The organism is Sedimenticola hydrogenitrophicus, assembly GCF_029017505.1.
Classification (GTDB): Bacteria; Pseudomonadota; Gammaproteobacteria; order Chromatiales; family Chromatiaceae; genus Sedimenticola; species Sedimenticola hydrogenitrophicus_A.
In genome coordinates this window covers 52,604-72,491 of sequence record NZ_JAQGEI010000003.1, presented here as the reverse complement: position 1 = coordinate 72,491, position 19,888 = coordinate 52,604, and the positions used below count along the sequence as shown (strand labels likewise).

Below are 19,888 nucleotides of genomic sequence, written 5' to 3'. Positions count from 1 at the left end.
ACCACTGGAGTCAACCATGATCACTGCAGCCAACCCGCTGATCGACTCGAAGGATTTCGATGACTACGAGCAGCACCTGCAAAACTATCTGCAGGGCAACCTGGACCCACACCGGTTTGTGGCCATTCGCCTCAATCTCGGTATCTATGCCCAGCGTCAGGATGGCATGTGTATGGTCAGGGCGAAACTGCCGGGCGGCCGGATGAACCCCCGGCAACTGCTCGGCTTTGCCGAGGCGGCGGAGAAGCACTCCGGCACCACCAACGTGCACATCACCACCCGGCAGGATATCCAGTTCCATTTTGTGCCGCTGGAGCGCACGCCGCAGCTGCAGCGCACCCTGGCGGAGTACGGCATCGCCACCCGCGAGGCCGGCGGCAATACGGTGCGCAATATCACCGGCTGCGCCCTCTCCGGCGCCTGCCCGGCGGAGCACGTGGACATCAACGCCTATATCGACAAGGTGGCGAACTATTTCATTCGCCATCCCCTGACGGCGTCCATGCCGCGCAAGTTCAAGCTGAGCTTCTCCGCCTGCGAATCCGACTGCGCCAACGGCCTGGTGCATGACCTGGGGGTCATCGCCACCCGTAAGGACGGACGTCCCGGTTTCCGCCTGTTGGCGGCCGGCGGCCTGGGCGGCAAGCCCAAGGAGGCGATCGTGCTGGAGTCCTTCATCGAGGAGAATCAGCTGATCCCGGCCATCGAGGCGGTGCTGTCGGTGCATGACAAGTACTCCGATCGCAAGCGCAAGATGCGCTCGCGTATCAAGTTCCTGCTGGACCGCTTTGGAGCCGAAGGCTTTATCGAGAAATACCGTGCCGAATACGCCCGTACTTCCAACGCCTACAGCCCGGCGGCAGTACCCGTCGGCGTGTGGCGCGAACGCAGCGTCGACGGCAGCCAGGTCAAGACCGACCTGCGGGCACCCACCGCCCAGCACCAGGAAGACCTGAACATCCTGCCGGTCAGCGTACCGGACGGCCGACTGGAGATCGAGACCCTGCGCGGTCTCGCCGACCTGTTGGTCAAGGAGGGTCTGCACGACATCCGCACCACGGCGGACCAGAACCTGAGCATCTTCAATGTGCCCACCGACAGGCTCGGCAGCCTCACCGTGGCGCTCAAGGCGCTGGGGCTGAAACTGCCGCGCTGCGGCGATCTGGTGGTCTCCTGCCCCGGCACCGCCACCTGCCCGCTCGGTATCACCGCCTCGCGGCAGATGGCTCCGCGCCTGAGCGGCGGTGTGGGCGACCTGAGCGTGCGGGTCAACGGCTGCCAGAACGGCTGCGCCAACGCCACCATCTCGGATATCGGCCTCTACGGCAAGGGCCGGCGCCATCACGGCCGACTGGTGCCCAGCTACACCCTGCAACTGGGGGGCAACGGCAGCGAGGGCGGTAGTATCGGCCTCACCGGCCCGGACATTCCCGCCGTACGCGTGCCCTCGGCCGTGAGCCTGCTGCATGACAGTTATCATGCCGACCGCCAGGTAAACGAGAGCTTCCGCGATTGGGCTCACCGCGAAGGACGTGAATACTTCGACGAGCTGCTGGGCCACCTGAGCAACGTGGGAGCGATGGAACTGCCCTTCCTCACCCGCGACCACGGCGACAGCAGCGTGTTCAAGGTGGAGTCCATGGGGGTCGGCGAATGTGCCGGTTCCCAGGCGGCCCCGGCCGACAAGCTGTTGCTGGATGCCCGCTACGAGTCGGATCTCAGCGTCGCCTTCGCGGCCAAGAACAAGCAGGCCGACGCCGGCGAGAGTCTGGAGAACCAGATCACCTACTCCGGGCAGGCGCTGCTGGAGATTGCCGGACTCGATCGCTCACTGAAAGGCGAGGATCAGTTGCTGCCGGCCCTGCGCTCGGCCTACGGGGTATATAAGGACGAACTGGACAAGCTGGAGCAGTTCTACGTCGAGCTGCGCTCCTTCCAGTCGACCCTGGACGAGCTGCAGCTGGCGAGCCTGATCACCGCGGCCAAGGAGTTCACCGCCTGGGCCGGGACACGGGTCGAGGAGCACAACAAGCGTCCGCATACCGCCGAACAGCCACGTTCGGGCACGGACGGTTAACCGCCCCGTGGCGAGACCGACAAAGCCCCCGACAGCGGGGGCTTTTTTATGCGTGCGGGGCTCCTGAACCCATACCCTGGATATAAATCGCAGTAACTGCTCACGGGGTGATTGGCCTGCCTTGTTGGTCGATCTTGATGGCGCCTCGAATCCGGCCCCTTTTTCAGATTCAAGCCTGCCCTTGTCTGAGCGAAGCGAGTTTGGGCAGGCGCTGAAAAAGGGGCCGGATTCGAGGAAACAAGCCATCATGTGAGGCCGGCAAGGCAGGGCAATCACTTACAGACCGGGTGAGTATTTACAATCCGCAAAACCTGCCTTAACCATGCATGACCGCTTACCAGGACAATCCGGATATAACCAGCAGGGATCCAACAGGACATCCCGATTCAACCGGTTCATCCAGCAGCCAGGTGCCGAGTTGATAGAGCAGGGTCTGCTTCGGCGAAATGGCCGCGAACCGCTGCATCCAACGTTGACGATGGGCCGTGAAATAAGCTGAACACAGCACCCAAAGCCGCTCCCGGCCATCCCTGGCCTCCGCGGCATAAGTCCATTCCTGGACAAAAAAATGCCCGGCGGGGGTGCCGGGCAAAACTCTCTATAAACAACAAGAGAGGAGGAGGATTTGTCTACAAAATCAATGCACGAAGAGCGCGCCGTTGACCGGAATGTTGGCCCCGGTGAGGTAGGCCTGATCATCGTCCGCCAGGAAAGCAACGGCCGAGGCGATCTCTTCCGGGGTGCCCATGCGCCCCATGGGGATGCCGGAGATGATGGACTGACGCACGTCGTCACGCATGGCGGCGGTCATGGCGGTCTCGATATAGCCCGGTGATACCGTATTGGCGGTCACACCCTTGGCGGCGCCCTCGTGGGCCAGCGCCATGGTGAAACCGTGGATACCCGCCTTGGCGGCCGAATAGTTGGTCTGACCGAACTGACCCCGTTGACCATTCACCGAGGAGATGTTGATGATGCGGCCAAAACCCCGGTTCAGCATCCCTTCCCAGGCCGGCTTGGTGACGTAGAAGGCGCTGTTCAGGTTGGTGTTGATCACCGCATCCCAGCTCTCGGCATCCATCCGTTTCATGGTCTTGTCGCGGGTGATGCCGGCGCAGTTGACGATGATATCCACCGGACCGAACTCCTGCTCGACCTCCGCCACCATGCGGGCACTGTCCTCGGCGGAAGCGACATCGCAGACCGCGAGTGCCACATCGACACCGGCATCCGCCCGCGCCTTGCTCCACTCGACCAGCTTTTCCCCTTCGGCAGGATGGTAGGTCGCGACAACCCGGACGCCCTGTTTTGCCAGACGCTCACAGATTGCGGTTCCGATACCACCCACACCACCGGTCACGATGGCCAGACGTTTGCTTTCACTCATAACATAACTCTCTGTTTTTATTAATTTAAGTGTTATTCAGGCGGCTTTTGCGGACTTCTCGACCTGCTGGGTGAATACCTCAACGCCCTGCTCAACCCAGGAGCGGTAATCGTCACGCGCATCGGTGGTCACCTGCAGGGTCTCACGACCCTTTGTCACCAGAATCTCGCCAAACTGCTTGGCCACTTCCATTTCGACATTGACCAGTTCTTTGACATCTTTCAGCTCGGTGGTTGCCTTGACCATTTCGATGCCGGCGTCGATAAAGAGGCCAAAGGTCTCGGTCTGCTTTTCCACCAGTTTCTCCCAGGTGCGGAGATTCAGTTCACCCAGGTTGCGAGCCGCTTCAAAACCGGCCACTCCAAACTCTTTCAGGATTTCCAGATTTACAGTAGACGTTTTCATGTGATCGTTCCTTTTGTGAATTGCCATATGTTGCGTTGCAGCATATCGCCCATTCCGCCCGGATGTCAAGCCTTTTTTGTGCGCTGCACAATCGGCATTTCAGATTCGCCATCCGTCAAGGGAACACTACCACGACAGCTCAAGAACGGACCGGAACAAAAACACCACTTTATTAAATTAATATTTCCGTAACAAACGGTTAGCGAGATAAGCGTATGCTTGCGGCGGGAAACCACAGCACACCGCGGGGGCAATTTCCAATACCCCAGGGTGCCAGGCCTGGCAGTGATTCCGGCTGCGGATGGGTATAGAAACAGCAATTATTTGTGCACTGCACAAATACATGCTACATTGCCCTCCATAGAGCGAAACCACCAGACGCTGGAACCATGTTGAGCAGGGAACAGCCAGATCATCACCAACACACCCTGCAGGCTTCTGAATCTTAGCCAGCTCTTAAAGCCAAACTTTTTTGACCCTATTCGAGGTAGATTCCATGGCCACACAGAACCCTTTTGATTTCTCCGCCCTGTTCGCCGGCTTCGATCCCCAAGCCATTGCCAAGCAATTCCAGGAAGGCCTCAGCGGGGTCTCCATACCCGGTATCGACAGCAACAGCCTGATTCAGGCCCAGCGCAAGAACATGGAGCTGTTAATGTCCACCAATCAGGCGATGCTGGCCGGCTCCCAGGCCCTGATCCAGCGTCAGGCCAGCATGCTGCAGGAGAGCATTGCCGAGGTTACCGCCGCCGCCACGAAACTGGCCGAGTCCGGCAATCCGCAGGATGTCTCGGCCCGCCAGCTTGAACTGCTGCAGAGTGGATTCCAGAAGGCACTTGCTAACTCCAACGAGATCAGCAATATGATCCGCGAGACCCAGGAGTCGGTTGCCGGTCAGGTTAACAACCGAATTTCCGAAAGCCTGCAGGAGCTGAAAGAAACCATTTCTAAAGTAAAGTAGTTCAGGCCAACGGCCTTCCCTATACTAAATATAAATCTGCATAAGTTAAGGAACAGGAGAGAAAAATGTCGAAATCCCAGCAGTCCGAGATCAACTCATTGGGCTTTGCATCGACAACCAGGGAGCTGGAGAAGAATTTCAAACAGGTCGAAGAGATCATGGCGAACTTTGCAAAATCCTATGAGCATATGGATCTGGACCCATTCAACCTGATGAAATCCTCTGCCGAATGGTACGCCGCTGTGGCAAAAGATCCGCAGAATGCGATCAATGCCAACCTCTCCTTTCTGCAGAAATCCATGGAGCTGTATCAGCACTCCCTGACCAGTCTGCTGGGCGGCGGCGTCGCGGCCGAACCGGTGATCATCGAGGATAAGGGTGATCGTCGCTTCAAGCATGAAGGATGGGAAGAGCAGCCGGCATTCAACGCCATCAAGCAGTCCTATCTGCTGGTCTCCAAGTGGCTGCGTGACCAGGTGCAGGGCGTTGAGGGACTGGATGAGCATACCGCTGAGAAAGTGGAGTTCTTCACGGAACGTTATCTCGATGCCATGTCACCCACCAACTTCGCCGCCACCAACCCGGCCGTCATTGAGAAGGTCATCGAGACCAAGGGCGCCAATCTGGTACATGGTCTGAAAAACATGCTGGAGGACCTGGAAGCCGGCAAGGGCGAACTGCGCATTCGCATGACCGACACCTCCGCCTTCGAGCTGGGCGGGAATGTCGCCACCACCCCCGGCAAGGTGGTGTTCCAGAACCGCATGTTCCAGCTGATCCAGTACACCCCGGCCACCGACTCGGCGCTGAAACGGCCCCTGCTGGTGATTCCGCCCTGGATCAACAAGTATTACGTCATGGATCTGCAGCCGAAAAATTCACTGCTGAAATGGCTGGTGGACCAGGGCCACACGGTGTTCGTGGTCTCCTGGGTCAATCCGGACAGCTCCTATGCCGAGACCAGCTTTGCCGACTATGTTACAGAGGGGGTGATTGCCGCCGTTGACGCCGTTGAACAGGCGACCGGTGAGTCGGAGATCAACATGATCGGCTACTGCATCGGCGGCACGCTGCTGGCCACCACACTTGCCTACATGCAGGCCAAGGGTGACCAGCGGGTGAAGAGCGCCACCTTCCTGACCACCATGCTCGACTTCGCCAGCCCGGGGGAACTCGGGGTGTTCATCGACGAAGAGCAGATCTGCGGTCTGGAAAAAAAGATGAACGAGAGCGGCTATCTGGATGGTACCCAGATGGCGGGCACATTCAATCTGATGCGCGCCAATGACCTGATCTGGTCGTTCTATATCAACAACTATCTGCTGGGCAACGATCCACGTCCGTTCGACCTGCTCTACTGGAACTCGGACTCCACGCGGATGCCGGCCAGGATGCACGCCTGGTATCTGCGCAATCTCTACCTGGAGAACAACCTCTGTAAACCGGGCGGCGTAACCATTAATGGCGTCCCCATCGATATATCCAAGGTGGATATTCCGGTCTGCTTCGTCTCCACGGTGGAGGATCACATCGCCCCCTGGAAGTCGACCTGTTCCGGCGCCCGGCTGTTCTCCGGCGATGTGCGCTTCATGCTCGGCGGATCCGGCCATATCGCCGGTATCATCAACCCGCCGGCGGCGGGGAAATACAACTACCGGGTGACCGACCGGTTGCCGGCAGATGTTGAAACCTGGGCGGCCGAGGCGGAAGTGGTCGAAGGCTCCTGGTGGCCGGAGTGGGATCGCTGGGTGAAGGCCCTGGCCGATGATCAGGTGGCGGCCCGCCAGCCGGGTGACAACGGTATGCCCATCATCGAGGAGGCCCCCGGCAGTTACGTGAAACGGACCCTGAATGACATCAGCCAGACCGTGGCGCCGACCGCGGATGAGCGGAACGCAGCGGCCGCGCCCGCTCCCGAACCGGTGGTCGCCGCCAGCTCACAGCCGGCACCAGCGGATGATCTGACGGCCATCAAGGGCATCGGCCCCAAACTTGCCAATGTCTTGACCAACTCCGGCATCGTCAGCTATGCCCAGTTGGCGGAAATGGGCAGCGACAGCATCAAACAGCATCTGGTGAGTGTGGATGAACGCTATGCGCGTTATGACACCACCAACTGGCCGGAACAGGCCAGAATGCTGATGCCGTAACCCCATTGTGGAGCAGTTAAAAAGGCCAAGCCGGTTCCGGCTTGGCCTTTTTTATCCCCTACTCTACATAAGGCAACAAGGTAAGTTCCGCGCGGCGGTTCTGCTGGCGTCCCGAGGCGGTGCCGTTACTGGCGATCGGGCGGCTCTCCCCATAGCCCACGCTATCGATGCGTATGGATTCAACGCCGTTGGCGATCAGGACACTGCTGACCGACTGGGCGCGCTGCTGCGACAGGCGCTGATTATAGGTGTCCGAACCGGTGCTGTCGGTATGCCCCGCCACCTCGATCATGGTGGACTTGTACTCCTTCAACACCAGCGCCACGGAGCCCAGGGTATCGACAAAGTTGGGATTCACCTCGGCGCGATCGACGGCAAAGGTGATATTGGCCGGCATATTGAGGATGATATTGTCCCCGCTGCGGGTCACGCTCACCCCGGTATGCTCCAGCTGCTGGCGCAGTTTGGCCTCCTGGACGTCCATGTAGTAGCCGACGCCGCCACCGGCAATCGCGCCGATACCGGCACCTTTCAATGCCCGCTCCGTGCGCTTCTTCTTGTCCCCGGAAGTGGCAATCCCCAGCACCGCACCGACCGCCGCGCCGATTGCCGCCCCTTTGGTGGCGCTGGAGGTTTTCTCCTCGCGGGTATAGGGGTCCACCGTGCTACAGGCCTGCAACAGGAGGCCCGAAACGACCAGACAACAAAGGATGATTTTCTTATTCATATTACACTCCTAACTATATAACAATCAGAGGAAGCCAAACCGATTGGCATCCATGCAAAAAACATACGATTCACCAGCCTTGGTTCTACTTTGTCAGATTTTGGCACTTTTTCCGATATTGGGCGGATAGCTTCCGCGTGAAAGGATTCCACGACACGCCTTAAACCCATTCCTGGGGGCTCGGCGGCGGCATGGCATCCTCGGCTCCGTAAACGGTACATCCCTGTACCACTCCTCCTGCCGCCGAAGGTCTTGGAATCCTCCCACCCGAAAGCCCTGAGGAAGCCGGTCCGTCAATCTGACAAAGTAGCATTAGGCACCGGTACCCCCGGAGCTGGCTGGCGATTGGCCTATGCTTGCATATCGCGATGCCTTGTTACAGCTAGCGAATCACACTTCCGTGAACCGGGGCGGGCCGGGATGGGTAGCGTCAATGAACCTGAACCACACGAGGCCGCAAACCCACCGGTTACCACATCAGATCATCCGGCACCTGGAAGTCGGCGTAGGGATCGTCCTCGTCCACATCGCCGGCGGGATCATTTCGCAGCACAATCGTCGATCCATCGCGCTGGGCGATTTTCTCCGCCACGCCGATGGGCACCACGGCATAGTGGTCGTCAAAGCGGGCGATGGCCAACTGCCCGCGACTGAGGCGCGACTGGATCTGCTCGCTGACATAGAGTTTCTTGACCTTGCTGCCATCGGTGAAGCTATAGGCCAGCTGGCCCTCATCCAGCGCCACCCGGTTCATCTCGATCAGCTGCCTGATCTGTGCCTGCACAGCGCGTCTGTCCGCTTCGGCCTTGCGCTGGAGATTGAGTTGCCGGTCCCTTTCCGCCTGGGCCCGCTGCGCCTCCCTGGCCGCCTGTTTCACCTCATCCGTCGATTGGGCATGCCCCTTCCGTTGCTGCTTGGCCTGTTTCTGTTTTTCCTTGCGCACTTCACTGGCCTTCTTCTTGTCCACCAGACCCGCCTTGAGCAGCTGATCCTGTAATGAGATACCCATCAATAAATCCTCATCGGTTTGGTTAGTCTTTGTAACATTCGACCACGCCGCCATTGTGAAAAATCATGCACTGCCCCGGTGCTATCCGGGTCCACTCCTCGTTGGCAGTCAGCGGTTCGGTGGCAATCACCGCCACCCGGTCCTTCGGGGTGGTGACCTGGGTGAAATCCACCGTCACATCCAGATCCTTCAACTCCGCCTTATCGAAGGGGTACCGGCGAATCAGGTAGTGCAGATCGGTACTGCAGTGGGCGATCAGGATCTCGCCATTGGAGAGCAGAAAGTTAAAGGTACCGAGCCGGGCAATCTGCCGCGCCTTCTCGCGGATCGCCTTGCACAGCCCCGCGATCGGGGGGCGCTTGGCAAAGCTTTGCCGCAGGTGTTCGAGGATGACGCAAAAGGCCCGTTCACTGTCGGTGGTGCCCACCGGTTGATAACAGCCCGTGAGTTCCGGCGCATACTCCAGCAGATCGCCATTATGGGCAAACACCCAGTACTCACCCCACAGCTCGCGGATGAACGGATGGGTGTTCTCCAGGCGCACCGCGCCGACGCTCGCCTTGCGGATATGGGCAATCACATTCATCGAACGGATCGGGTAGTGCTTGACCAGGTCCGACACCACGGAATCCGCCGAGGGCTGCACGTCCATGAAGGTACGGCACCCCTTGCCTTCAAAAAACGCAATACCCCAGCCGTCCCTGTGCTCATCGGTTTCACCACCGCGCCGGGCAAAGCCCTCGAAGGAGAAGCAGATATCGGTGGGTACGTTGCAGTTCATTCCCAGTAGTTGACACATATTTCAAATCCGCTTTCCGCTACTGTTAAATACGGCCCATCTGCCGGGCGATAAAGGCGGTTTTCGTGGACAGCTCCAGCGAGCAGGTCCACTTATAGGCCAGATTCAACGTCTCACCCGCGGCATAGACCCCGTGCCCCCGTACCACGGTGATACGGTGCGATTGCAGCATAGCGGACACCGCCGCCGGGGCCTGCGCCACATAGTCGGCATAGGGAATGGTGATCACCGGCACCTGGGGAAAATAGAGCTGCCCCTCAAAATCCACCGGACTGAAAGTCTCCCCGTTCAGGGTCGCTGCCACGGTGTAAGGGCCATGGCTGTGCAGCACCGCGGTGACGGCGGGATTCCGCTGGTAAACCTGTTGATGCAGCGGGCCGTCCAGCGAGGCCCCGCCGCCGCAGCCCCGGGCCACCGAGCAGGCCACCAGGTCATTGACGGTCAGGGTATCGGCACAGGCACCCGTGGGCGTTATCCAGAAGCGGTCGCCATCCCGCACCGAGGCGTTGCCGCTGTGCGAATCGTTGTTCCCGTATTGCCGCAGCCACCGGTAGTACCGTACCAGCTGTTCACGTATCTCCATCCCGGCTCCTTCGCGTTCACCTGTTGGACTATGATAGGCGAATTATCCCTTTATCAGTACAATAACGGAAATCCCCATACTGGATCCGCTATGCGTTGTACCAAGAATAGAGGCGGCCACGGCCTGCCGGCAGTTCGGCCTTTTGACGGTCTCTGCCCCGTGGCAAGCGGCCGTGCCGAGGCTGCGAGGTGATGGGACCCAACGATCTGGCGGCGCTCTGGGTCACCCTGCGGCTGGCCCTGACCTCCACCCTGCTGCTGCTGCTACTGGGGACACCGGTCGCCTGGTGGCTGGCCAGGTCCCACTCCCGGGCACGCACCCTGGTGGAGACCATCATCGCCTTGCCCCTGGTGCTGCCGCCGACGGTACTCGGCTTCTATTTGCTGATCGCCCTCTCCCCAAACGGTATTATCGGCGCAGGCTGGATGGCCCTGGGCGGGAACGGGCTGGCCTTCACCTTCAGCGGTCTGGTGATCGGCTCGGTACTTTACTCCATGCCGTTTGTGGTGCAGCCGTTGCAGAATGCCTTCGCCGCCATCGATCGGCGTACCCTGGAAGCCGCCGGCACCCTGCGGGCATCACCCCTGGACCGCTTCTTTTCCGTGGTGATACCCCTGGCACGTCCCGGACTGATCACCGCAGCAACCCTGGGATTTGCCCACACCCTGGGCGAGTTTGGCGTGGTATTGATGATCGGCGGCAACATACCGGGCAAGACCCAGGTACTCTCCATCGCCATTTATGATCACGTGGAGTCGCTGCAGTATGCCCAGGCCCACCTGCTCTCCGCCGGACTGTTGATCTTCTCATTCCTGATTCTGTTCCTGGTCTACCGCACGAACGGCACCAGCCTGCTGCGCCGGGAGAACCGGTGAGCACCGGCATCAACTTTCGTTTCAAGTTACCGCTGGGCACCTTTACCCTCGATGCGGCGGGTGAAATTCCCAGCCGCGGGGTGACCGCCCTGTTTGGCCGCTCCGGCTGCGGCAAGACTTCGCTGCTGCGCTGCATTGCCGGACTGGAGCAGGCCGGCGACGCCTACCTCTCTATCGCCGGCGAATGCTGGCATGACAGCGACAAGGGCTTCTACCTGCCGCCACACAAGCGCGCCATCGGTTACGTATTCCAGGAGGGGATGCTGTTTCCGCATCTGCGGGTCGGGGAGAACCTGAGGTTTGGTCACCGCCGGACACCGGTCGGTCAGCGCAGCGAGGATTTTGACCGGGTGGTGCAACTGCTGGGGCTGGGACCGTTAATCGATCGCAGTCCGGCCCAACTCTCCGGGGGAGAGAAACAGCGGGTGGCCATCGGCAGGGCGCTGCTCAACCACCCTCGCCTGCTGCTGATGGACGAACCGATGGCGGCGTTGGACCGGGGACACAAAAAAGAGATCCTCCCGTACCTTGAGCGGCTCCATGGGGAGTCCGATATCCCCATCATCTATGTCACCCATGACCTGGATGAACTGGCCCGGATTGCCGATCACCTGGTGCTGATTGAGCAGGGAACCATCCTGGCCGCCGGTCCCTTGTACGAGATGCTGGGCCGGGTGGACCTGCCAATCGCCCGGGATGAGGAGGCCGGCGCCCTGTTCGATACCCGGATCGTCCATCATGACCAGACCTACCACCTGAGCCGGCTGGCACTTGACGGTTGTGAATTGACCGTGGGCTGGATCGACCGACCGGTCGGGGCGATGGTGCGAATCCGCATCCACGCCAAGGATGTGAGCCTGGCACTGGACCCGCCAGGTCCAACCAGCATCCTGAATGTGCTGCCGGTGACCGTGTTGGAGATGGCGGCGCACGGCCGCGGCCGGATGATCGTGAAACTTGATCTGGGCGGGCAACCGCTGCTGGCCCGCATCACGCAGAAATCCCAGGCCAATCTCGACCTCCGGCCCGGGATGCGGGTCTATGCCCAGATCAAGAGTGTCGCGCTCTCGCTATAATCCGCGCATCCAGGCGATGATAAAGTCGGCGATCTGCCGCGTCTCGTTGAGATCCAGCAGCGGCAATGGCAGCCCATCCGGTGGCGGGCCGTCACAGGCGAAGGCGACAATGGCGGGGTCGTTCGGATAGAGCAGCGGTTTCCCCAGGGCGCTGCGGTGCAGCTCGATTTTCGGGAACGCCACATGTTTGAAGCCCTCCACCAGGATCAGGTCCAGGCTTGCCTGATCCAGCTGCCCGATCATCTCCTGCAGCTGCGGATCCCCCGTACCATCCGTCTCCACCATCAGCGCCCAGCGCCGCCCCGAGGCAACCAGCATCTGGGACGCCCCCGCCTTGCGCAGCTCGTAACTGTCCTTGCCCGGTTGGTCGATATCAAAATTGTGATGGGTGTGTTTCACCATGCCGATACGCAACCCCCGCTCGCGCAACAGGGGCAACAGCTTCTTCAACAGCGAGGTCTTGCCGGTGCCGCTATAGGCGGCGAATCCCAGGACCGGTATCTCGGCGTTAATCATTTTTAGCCACCAAACACCGTCTTCAGGATGTCCGTGGTTCGGGCAACCGGGTCTTTGCGGATCAGCCGTTCCTGCTCCGCCAGTTTCAGGAACAGGCCGTCCAGCGCCCGGGCGGTTACATATTTATCCAGATCCAGCGCGTCCATATCCACATAAGCGCCGAGAAAGCCCACCTGGCCGATCAGGTCCTTGTAGGCAGCCGTCACACCGGCCTGCCGGGTCGCCTGTTGCACGATCGGCAGCATGGCCCCGCTCAGCCGCTCACTCCCCTTGGCCTTAAAATATTCGGTGGCCGCGCTGTCACCGCCATTGAGAATGCCCCGTGCGTCCTCCAGGCTCATCTGCCGGATGCTATCGACGAAGATTGCCAGGGACTCCGGGACCGCCTGTTCCGCCGCCCGGTTCAGGGTGGTCACAAACTCATCCACCCGCTCTCCCTGGCCGATGGCCCTGAGTCCCTTGGCAACACCCGTCAGCTGATCGGGCAGCGGGATCCTCACCTGGGCATCGTTCAGATAACCGCCCTGGCGGCCGAGCAGGGCGATGGCCTTCTCGGTACCGACGCGCAAGGCTTCCTTGAGCCCCTGGATGATCTGTTCATTGCTCAGGGTCGTGGAAACGGCCGGCATGTCGCGCTGCCCGGCCGCCTCCTTGGCCGATTCGAGCCAGGACTTCCAGTCCGCCTGGGCCACCCCGGCGATGAACACGGCGCCCAACAAGAGGGCGAACAGCCCCGGTTTCCGCTGCATAATTACGCTCCAAACCCACAGATTTCCGTGCGGTGAATCAACATCAGGCAGGGATGGATACTCTGCCAGACCCATGCGCTTTAGTGTAACAGAAGAGTAAGATTTGCAGTTATTCCCTGTTCCGGATTAGCAACGAGGGTAGGATGCCGGTGAGCTTGCGAGCCGCATCATTCACTGCAAGGCTTGATGCGGTTCGTATTACTCACTGCATCCTACCCATCTGCTACCAATCCGCGGGAGCGGGTTCCCAACAGGGCGCAAATCGTGGAGGGATGTCAGTTTATATCAGGTTATTGAAGAGGAATTGCAGCAAGTACAAGCCCGATTGCCAGGGTTTTGCCGGTAACAGAAAAACCCTGGCATGGCGGCTCGCTTTCGTTCGACCGCCGCCGGATCAGCGCGACGGGCTGGTGCCGAGCAGCAGCGCGAACTGCAGTGCCTCCCGGCGGCTGACGCGTACCGCCTGGCTCACCGGCGCATTACAGATGAAGCCCGGCGTACAACTTGGCAGACGTGTCGAGATTACCTTATTCTCGACGACCGCCTGTTCCTGCAGGTGTGAAGTGATGGCAGGCAATCCGTTTCCGGCCGCAAGTGATCGATACTCCTGTGTCGTACCCATGGCGGTTGTCGAAGCCGACACCAGCATGACAAGACCGACCAGTGTTTTAGAACCCGTGTGTTCTGACCCGTATATTCTGCCCATGACGCCACCTCAAAATCTGCCCGGTAATCGCCCTCCCGAGTGCAAGTCTGGACAAGGTCATATAGAGATACAAGGGTCTGGTCGACCAAAAGAACGGTTTATTTTCAAAGCGCTACGCGACTCCCATTTCCCTTAACGACCGGCTCCCAAACCCGGCGGAACCGCTTGGCATTCAAAGTGTCGACTGGGTCACACTGGTGGACCCCCCATCGCAACCGAAGCACCCGTTAAATCACCACGGAGACACAGAGGAGACGGAGGTAAAACACGACAACGTAACGAAGCGGAGCGGAGCGGAGCGGATCATTGGCGTACGATTGTATCCAGGAGTCAAGCCAGTCGGAATTGATCAACCGAGTTTCGGCAATACGTCGCTCGATGCAGGCCCTCTCAATTCCAGGATGCACCGGGCACGGACCCGACAATGAAACCTCTCTGTGACCTCTGTGTCTCTGTGGTGAGGATTGGGGATAGCGACAGGCAGATACCTTTCGCGGTGAATAAGGGTTTGCAGTCCACAGGGTTATTTCGAGCCGTGCAGCATCACCACCAGATCGGCTTCGCTGCGGCTCAGGCCGAGCTCCTTCACCAGGTCGCTGGCGCTGGCGCCCCTTTGCACCAACTGGATCGCCTCCCCGTAGGGACGGTCCGACTGGCTGGACTCCATCGACTCCTGGCGATGGGCCAGATCGCGGCCGCTGCGTTCCAGGTCGCTGACCCGTTGATCGACGCCCACCGCTCCGGAGCAGAGCGCGTTGAGATTTTCCGTCAGGGAGTGGATTTGCGCCTCCGCCTCCCGTAGCCGCCCGGCAAAGGCGCGCAGACGCAGGCCGGTGAGGATCAGCGCCGCGATGGCCGCAATGGCCAGAAAAAGAGAGACGAGCGTAAGGATTTGCATAACCGTGTATTCAGGCGTAATCGTCGATCTGTGGGTATTTGCCACCCCTCTCGGTTACCGGCTCGGCAGGGTGCTTCTGTTCCTTTTTCTCCTGCGACTCGGTCTCGGGGCGCCGGCGCCGGGATTCATCGCGCCGCACAGGCCAGGCTGGCTTGATCGGTGTTGGCTGGCTGATTTCCGACATGGCTCACCTCCGGTTGCGGGTAAAAATCAGAACATACCGACCTGATCCCACTCCTCTTCGCTCAGCAGTTTGTTCAGATCCACCACAATCAACAGATCATTTTCCCGTGTGGCGACGCCCTGGATAAACTTGGAACTGTCCTCGTTACCCACGTTCGGCGCGGCATCGATTTCCGAGCCACGCAGTTCGACCACCTCGGCCACACTATCCACCAGAATGCCGACCACCTGCATCTCGGACTCGATAATTACAATCCGGCTCGCTTCACCGATCTCCCCGGGGGGTAGTCCGAAACGGCTGCGGGTATCGATAACGGTCACCACATTTCCCCGCAGGTTGATGATGCCGAGGACATAGGGCGGTGCACCGGGTACCGGGGCAATCTCGGTGACCCGTAACACCTCCTGTACATGCATCACGTTGATGCCGTAGGTCTCATCTTCCAGACGGAATGTGACCAGCTGATAAACAGGATCATTTGCTGAACCCTCGGCAGCGCGAGTAGTCATGGCCGTACCTCTGTTTCACCTAAATTATATGTCATTATAATGGCACCCCTCGGGGTGATGCCCAATCAGATGCATTATCTATGCCCCGCCATCTCCAGCAGCGCGTCCACATTGAGCAGCACACTCAGCTGTTCGATGACGGTACCGGCCATCCAGGATCGGTAACCCTCCCCGCGGCGCCAGCGGACATCCGCCTGCTCCAGGGTCAGCGGGCTCTGCAGGCTGTCGCAGGCCAGCCCCCAGCGACCATCGCCGATCATCAGCACATGGCTGCCGCGTGGTCGCTGCTCCGACCTCTTCTCCAGGCGATCCGGCATGATCAGCTGGGCGGTATCGATCACCACTACATTCCGCTCCCGATGGACCAACACCCCCATATGCCAATCGGGCTGTCCCGGAATCTGTGTCAGATCGCGGTCCCATTCGGTGATGCTGCAGAGCACCGTGAGCGGCACCACCAGATTCATGCCGCGCACCCTGAAGGGCAGGCACTGGAACCGCGAACGACCCCACTCCGGGACGATCTCGGCTGCTTCGCGCGCCGGCGCCTCGACCACCGCTTCATTTTCTGTATCGACCGAAGGAACGAATTCTACAGCCCCGGCCGCCTCAACCGCCGTCCCGCTATGCACACCCTGGCGGATTTCCACCACCTGGGCCAGCTTCGGCTGTTCCAGAACGGGGGCGGCCACGGTCTGCGGCGGCGCCTCCTGGAATGCCTCCACCTCACTCAGCAGCGCGGCCAGATAGCTGTCGATCGCCTGTTCCGGGGCATGCAGTACCGCCTTGGGCTTTTTCGGGTCCATACTCATTGGGCCACCCCGGATACGGCGATCGATTTCGGCTCGCTCTGCAACATCTCCAGCAACGCCGCGTAGGCCTCCACGCCTTTTCCCCGCGGGTCCGCGACCGGGGGCGGCAACCCGACCTTGCTCGCCTCCCGTAACCGGGTATCCACCGGGATAACCCCATTCCAGATATGTTCCCGGTAGGTCTCCCGGAGCACGCGCAGACTATCGACCGAGGCCCGGGTCCGGCGGTCGAACATGGTGGGGACAATGGTGTACGGCAATGGCGCGGCCCGCGCCTTGAGCACCATCTTCAGGGTATGCAGCATGCGTTCCAGCCCTTTCAATGCCAGAAACTCGGTCTGCACCGGGATAACCAGCCGTTCACAGGCGGCGAGCGCATTCACCATCAGCACACCCAGCATCGGCGGACAATCGATCAGCACATAGTCGAACTGGCCGGAAAGCTGCTCGAACGCCCGCTTCAGCACCAGCCCCATCCCTTCCATGCGTCCGGCCTGCCGATCCAGCGTGGCCAGGGCGACCGACGCCGGCAGCAATTGCAGTCCCTCCGTACCGGTCTGGTACAGCAGGCTGGCGGGGTCGATCGGTCTTTTATCGGCCGCCGCCTGAAACAGGCTGTAGGTGCTCTCCTCGATGGCATCGGGATCGTAGCGGAAGTAGCTGGTAAGCGAGCCGTGCGGATCGATATCCACCAGCAGGGTACGAAACCCCCATACCGAGAGCAGACCGCCCAGGCTCACGGCGGTGGTGGTTTTCCCCACCCCGCCCTTCTGATTGGCGATGGTCCAGACCTTCATCTGTCATCCCCGCTGGAAGTTCCCGGAGGGTATTCGCTGCCGTCCGTCAGCTGCCGCGCCATGATGAGCAGGTTGACCCGCCGATTGTTCTTTCTTCCCTCGACGGTGGCGTTGCTGGAGAGCGGCCGGAACTCGCCATAACCGATGGCGGCCATGCGCTCGGAGGCGACGCCCAGCTTGGCGAAGTAGTGCACCACGCTGGCGGCGCGGGCGGCAGAAAGCTCCCAGTTGGACGGGAAGCTGATGGTGCTGATGGGCACGTTGTCCGTATGCCCCTCCACATTGATCATATTCGGCAGCGGCTTGACGATAAGGATCACATTGCGCAACGCCTTCAGGGCCTCCCGGGAGAGTCTGGCGCTGCCGCTTTCAAAAAGCATGCTGCTCTTCATCTCCACCTCGACGCCCCGGTCCGTGCGGCGCACATTGACCAGCCCCTGATCGGCATATTCAAGCAGCGCCCTGGCGAGTTCGTTTTCCACCGCCTCCAGGGTGCGGATCTCCACCAGCGAGCCGTCCTGGCCACTCTCGGACAGCGGATCCAATGGCAGGGTCTGCGGTTGATTGCGTTCCGGAACCACCAGATCCCCCATCTGCGGGTCCAGGGTACGCACCTCATCCCCAACCTGGATGGGATCGGCACTGCGGACCGGGGAGACGAAGGCCTCTGTCAGGGTGTTGGAGAGGACTCGATATTTGCCGTCATTGACCGAGGAGATGGAGTACATGACGACAAAAAAGGCAAACAGCAGGGTGATGAAGTCGGCATAGGAGACCAGCCAGCGCTCGTGGTTATCATGCTCCTCCTGTCGTCTTCTGCGCGCCATCAGATGATATATCCCTGCAGCTTTGACTCGATATTGCGCGGGTTCTCCCCCTCGGCAATGGATACGATGCCCTCGACAATCATCTCCCGATAATGGGTCCGGCTGAGCGCCAGTGCCTTCAGCTTGTTGCCGAACGGCAACAGGAACAGGTTGGCCAGGCCGACGCCATAGATGGTGGCCACGAATGCGGTGGCGATGCCGCTCCCCAGCTTGCTGGGGTCGGCCAGATTCTGCATCACATGAATCAGCCCCATGACCGCGCCGATAATACCGATGGTGGGTGAGTAGCCGCCCATACCTTCGAACACCTTTGCCGCCTGCAGGTCATGATGCTCGCGGGTCTCTATCTCCACCTCGAGGATGTTGCGGATAACCTCCGGTTCACTGCCATCCACCAGCAGTTGCATCCCCTTGCGGATAAACAGATCAGGCTCCTTCTCGGCAATCTCCTCAAGCCCGAGCAACCCCTCCTTTCTGGCGACATTGCTCCAGTCGACCAGTTTCCGGATAGTAGGATTCAGCTGCTGGCCGGGCGGCCTGAACACAGTCCCGGCGGAACGCAGGGCATGCAGAAACACCGTCATCGGAGTCTGCAGCATAATGGCGCCGATGGTGCCACCGAACACGATCACCAGGGCGGGTCCGTTGGCCAGGGCGCCGATCTCACCGCCCTCCAGTGCGTTCCCGCCCAGGATCGCGGCCAATGCGATGATGACACCGACAATACTCAGGTAGTCCATGTCACACCGCCTTGATCAGACTGGGTCCGATATCCGCCAAGGCGAGCACGCGGTCGGACAGGCCCGCCTTTTCCACCGCCTGCGGCATGCCGTAGACCACGCAGCTCTCCTCATTCTGTGACCAGACGGTCGAGCCGCCCTCCTTGAGGGCGCGTGCCGCCTGTTTGCCGTTCGTGCCCATACCGGTGAGGATGATCGCCAGCACATCGTGCGGCATCAGCCGCGCCGCCGAGCCCAGGCTCACGTCGATACAGGGCCGATAGGTCTGCTCGGGTGTACTCTCCTTGATGCGGATCACCACCCCCTCGCCACGGCGTTCCAGCACCATCTGTTTTCCACCCGGGGCCAGGTAGGCATGGGCGGGGCGCAGCAGATCCCCATCCGCCGCCTCCTTGACGCTGACGGCACACTGGGAATCCAGCCGCTCCGCATAGGCGGGGGTGAAACTGGCCGGCATATGCACGACGATAATGATCGGCAGGGGAAAGCTCGCCGGTAACGCCGCCAGCAGCGTCTGGATGGCGACCGGCCCCCCCGTTGAGGCACCGATCGCCACCAGCCGGTAACTGCCCCGCCGGATCGGGTAGGCGGGACGCTGTTCCAGCGGTGCAGGGCGGGGCTTTATGAGGGTACCGAGACGCCGGGTGACCCCGCGCGTGCCGATCGCCAGCACCCGTCGCACCAGCAGCGTAGACGCCTCCTGGCCGGTAGTGCTGTCGAACTGTTTTGGCAGAAAATCCACCGCCCCCGCTTCCAGCGCGTCCAGCGTTGCCTTGGCGCCCTCGTGGGTGAGCGCTGAGAACATCAGGATCGGAATCGGATTTTCCGCGACAATGCGTTTCACCGCGCTGATGCCGTCGAGTACCGGCATCTCCACGTCCATGGTGATCACATCCGGTTTCAGGCGCCGGGCCTCGATGATGGCGCTCTGGCCGTCGCCGGCGAAACCGACCACCTCGATCATGGGATCGCCACCCAGTATGGCGGCGATTCGCCGGCGGAAGAACGCCGAATCGTCGACCACCAGTACCCGCACCCTGGAGCCGACCATTAGCGGCCTACCCGTGAGTTGCCGGGGACGGCGCGTGGAGAGTCCGGACG

The 19,888-nt window shown here is 60.6% G+C and carries 23 protein-coding genes; 5 read left to right on the top strand and 18 right to left on the bottom strand.

The genetic code is table 11. From position 1 onward, the window contains the following. Positions 1–16 precede the first annotated feature (16 nt). On the top strand, positions 17–2,077 hold the full coding sequence (locus O9K64_RS02700; protein WP_275096539.1) for a nitrite/sulfite reductase: 2,061 nt from the start codon (positions 17–19) through the stop codon (positions 2,075–2,077). A gap of 334 nt (positions 2,078–2,411) precedes the next feature. Here the strand turns inward: O9K64_RS02700 and O9K64_RS02695 are convergent, their stop codons facing one another. From O9K64_RS02695 to O9K64_RS02685, 3 genes are read right to left on the bottom strand one after another with little or no spacing between them, the layout of a single operon-like run. Then, positions 2,412–2,669 (bottom strand): hypothetical protein, encoded by a 258-nt coding sequence (locus tag O9K64_RS02695; RefSeq protein ID WP_275096538.1) that lies wholly within the window; start codon positions 2,667–2,669, stop codon positions 2,412–2,414. Between the two features lie 45 nt (positions 2,670–2,714). Further along, the gene (gene phbB, locus O9K64_RS02690) at positions 2,715–3,464 is read right to left on the bottom strand and encodes an acetoacetyl-CoA reductase (protein WP_275096537.1); all 750 of its coding nucleotides are present in this window, start codon (positions 3,462–3,464) and stop codon (positions 2,715–2,717) included. Between the two features lie 36 nt (positions 3,465–3,500). Next, on the bottom strand, positions 3,501–3,869 hold the full coding sequence (locus O9K64_RS02685) for a phasin family protein (protein ID WP_275096536.1): 369 nt from the start codon (positions 3,867–3,869) through the stop codon (positions 3,501–3,503). A 496-nt stretch (positions 3,870–4,365) separates the two neighbouring features. Here O9K64_RS02685 and O9K64_RS02680 point away from each other — a divergent pair, with 496 nt between their 5' ends. Beyond that, entirely contained in the window at positions 4,366–4,830 is a 465-nt protein-coding gene (locus tag O9K64_RS02680; RefSeq protein WP_275096535.1) for a phasin family protein, read from the top strand. Positions 4,831–4,895: 65 nt separating this feature from the next. Next, positions 4,896–6,980 (top strand): class I poly(R)-hydroxyalkanoic acid synthase, encoded by a 2,085-nt coding sequence (gene phaC, locus O9K64_RS02675; protein WP_275096534.1) that lies wholly within the window; start codon positions 4,896–4,898, stop codon positions 6,978–6,980. 58 nt (positions 6,981–7,038) lie between these two features. Here phaC and O9K64_RS02670 read toward each other — a convergent pair whose 3' ends face one another. The 4 genes from O9K64_RS02670 to O9K64_RS02655 all read right to left on the bottom strand — a co-directional run bounded on the left by O9K64_RS02670 (position 7,039) and on the right by O9K64_RS02655 (position 10,098). Further along, complete coding sequence (locus O9K64_RS02670; RefSeq protein WP_275096533.1) at positions 7,039–7,707, bottom strand: OmpA family protein; 669 nt, start codon at positions 7,705–7,707, stop codon at positions 7,039–7,041. A gap of 469 nt (positions 7,708–8,176) precedes the next feature. Beyond that, complete coding sequence (locus O9K64_RS02665; protein ID WP_275096532.1) at positions 8,177–8,716, bottom strand: DUF2058 domain-containing protein; 540 nt, start codon at positions 8,714–8,716, stop codon at positions 8,177–8,179. 22 nt (positions 8,717–8,738) lie between these two features. Next, entirely contained in the window at positions 8,739–9,515 is a 777-nt protein-coding gene (locus O9K64_RS02660; protein WP_275096531.1) for a class II glutamine amidotransferase, read from the bottom strand. A gap of 25 nt (positions 9,516–9,540) precedes the next feature. Continuing rightward, a complete protein-coding gene (locus O9K64_RS02655; RefSeq protein WP_275096530.1) occupies positions 9,541–10,098 on the bottom strand; it encodes a class II aldolase/adducin family protein in 558 nt (185 codons plus the stop codon). 191 nt (positions 10,099–10,289) lie between these two features. Here O9K64_RS02655 and modB point away from each other — a divergent pair, with 191 nt between their 5' ends. After that, the gene (gene modB, locus O9K64_RS02650; RefSeq protein WP_275096529.1) at positions 10,290–10,973 is read left to right on the top strand and encodes a molybdate ABC transporter permease subunit; all 684 of its coding nucleotides are present in this window, start codon (positions 10,290–10,292) and stop codon (positions 10,971–10,973) included. Continuing rightward, complete coding sequence (gene modC, locus O9K64_RS02645) at positions 10,970–12,049, top strand: molybdenum ABC transporter ATP-binding protein (RefSeq protein ID WP_275096528.1); 1,080 nt, start codon at positions 10,970–10,972, stop codon at positions 12,047–12,049. Before modB ends, modC begins: the two co-directional genes overlap by 4 nt. On the opposite strand, the gene mobB is transcribed toward modC, so the two are convergent. The 11 genes from mobB to O9K64_RS02590 form a co-directional block, all read right to left on the bottom strand. Next, the gene (gene mobB, locus O9K64_RS02640; RefSeq protein WP_275096527.1) at positions 12,044–12,565 is read right to left on the bottom strand and encodes a molybdopterin-guanine dinucleotide biosynthesis protein MobB; all 522 of its coding nucleotides are present in this window, start codon (positions 12,563–12,565) and stop codon (positions 12,044–12,046) included. The two genes, modC and mobB, sit on opposite strands and share 6 nt — an antisense overlap. A gap of 2 nt (positions 12,566–12,567) precedes the next feature. After that, positions 12,568–13,314: a DUF4197 domain-containing protein gene (locus O9K64_RS02635; RefSeq protein ID WP_275096526.1), complete on the bottom strand. Its 747-nt coding sequence runs from the start codon at positions 13,312–13,314 to the stop codon at positions 12,568–12,570. Positions 13,315–13,708: 394 nt separating this feature from the next. Beyond that, complete coding sequence (locus O9K64_RS02630; protein ID WP_275096524.1) at positions 13,709–14,020, bottom strand: hypothetical protein; 312 nt, start codon at positions 14,018–14,020, stop codon at positions 13,709–13,711. A 523-nt stretch (positions 14,021–14,543) separates the two neighbouring features. Continuing rightward, positions 14,544–14,918, bottom strand: a complete 375-nt coding sequence (locus O9K64_RS02625) for a DUF2802 domain-containing protein (RefSeq protein WP_275096523.1) — start codon at positions 14,916–14,918, stop codon at positions 14,544–14,546. Between the two features lie 10 nt (positions 14,919–14,928). Next, the gene (locus O9K64_RS02620; protein WP_275096522.1) at positions 14,929–15,102 is read right to left on the bottom strand and encodes a hypothetical protein; all 174 of its coding nucleotides are present in this window, start codon (positions 15,100–15,102) and stop codon (positions 14,929–14,931) included. Between the two features lie 26 nt (positions 15,103–15,128). Then, positions 15,129–15,611, bottom strand: a complete 483-nt coding sequence (locus O9K64_RS02615) for a chemotaxis protein CheW (RefSeq protein WP_275096521.1) — start codon at positions 15,609–15,611, stop codon at positions 15,129–15,131. Positions 15,612–15,685: 74 nt separating this feature from the next. Beyond that, on the bottom strand, positions 15,686–16,423 hold the full coding sequence (locus tag O9K64_RS02610) for a chemotaxis protein CheW (protein ID WP_275096520.1): 738 nt from the start codon (positions 16,421–16,423) through the stop codon (positions 15,686–15,688). Continuing rightward, a complete protein-coding gene (locus O9K64_RS02605; protein ID WP_275096519.1) occupies positions 16,420–17,220 on the bottom strand; it encodes a ParA family protein in 801 nt (266 codons plus the stop codon). Before O9K64_RS02605 ends, O9K64_RS02610 begins: the two co-directional genes overlap by 4 nt. Continuing rightward, positions 17,217–18,047 (bottom strand): flagellar motor protein MotD, encoded by an 831-nt coding sequence (gene motD / locus O9K64_RS02600; RefSeq protein WP_275096518.1) that lies wholly within the window; start codon positions 18,045–18,047, stop codon positions 17,217–17,219. Before motD ends, O9K64_RS02605 begins: the two co-directional genes overlap by 4 nt. After that, positions 18,047–18,787, bottom strand: a complete 741-nt coding sequence (locus O9K64_RS02595; RefSeq protein WP_275096517.1) for a flagellar motor protein — start codon at positions 18,785–18,787, stop codon at positions 18,047–18,049. The genes motD and O9K64_RS02595 overlap by 1 nt, the downstream gene beginning before the upstream one ends. Before the next feature lies 1 nt (position 18,788). Further along, complete coding sequence (locus O9K64_RS02590) at positions 18,789–19,838, bottom strand: protein-glutamate methylesterase/protein-glutamine glutaminase (protein WP_275096515.1); 1,050 nt, start codon at positions 19,836–19,838, stop codon at positions 18,789–18,791. Between the last annotated feature and the right edge of the window lie 50 nt (positions 19,839–19,888).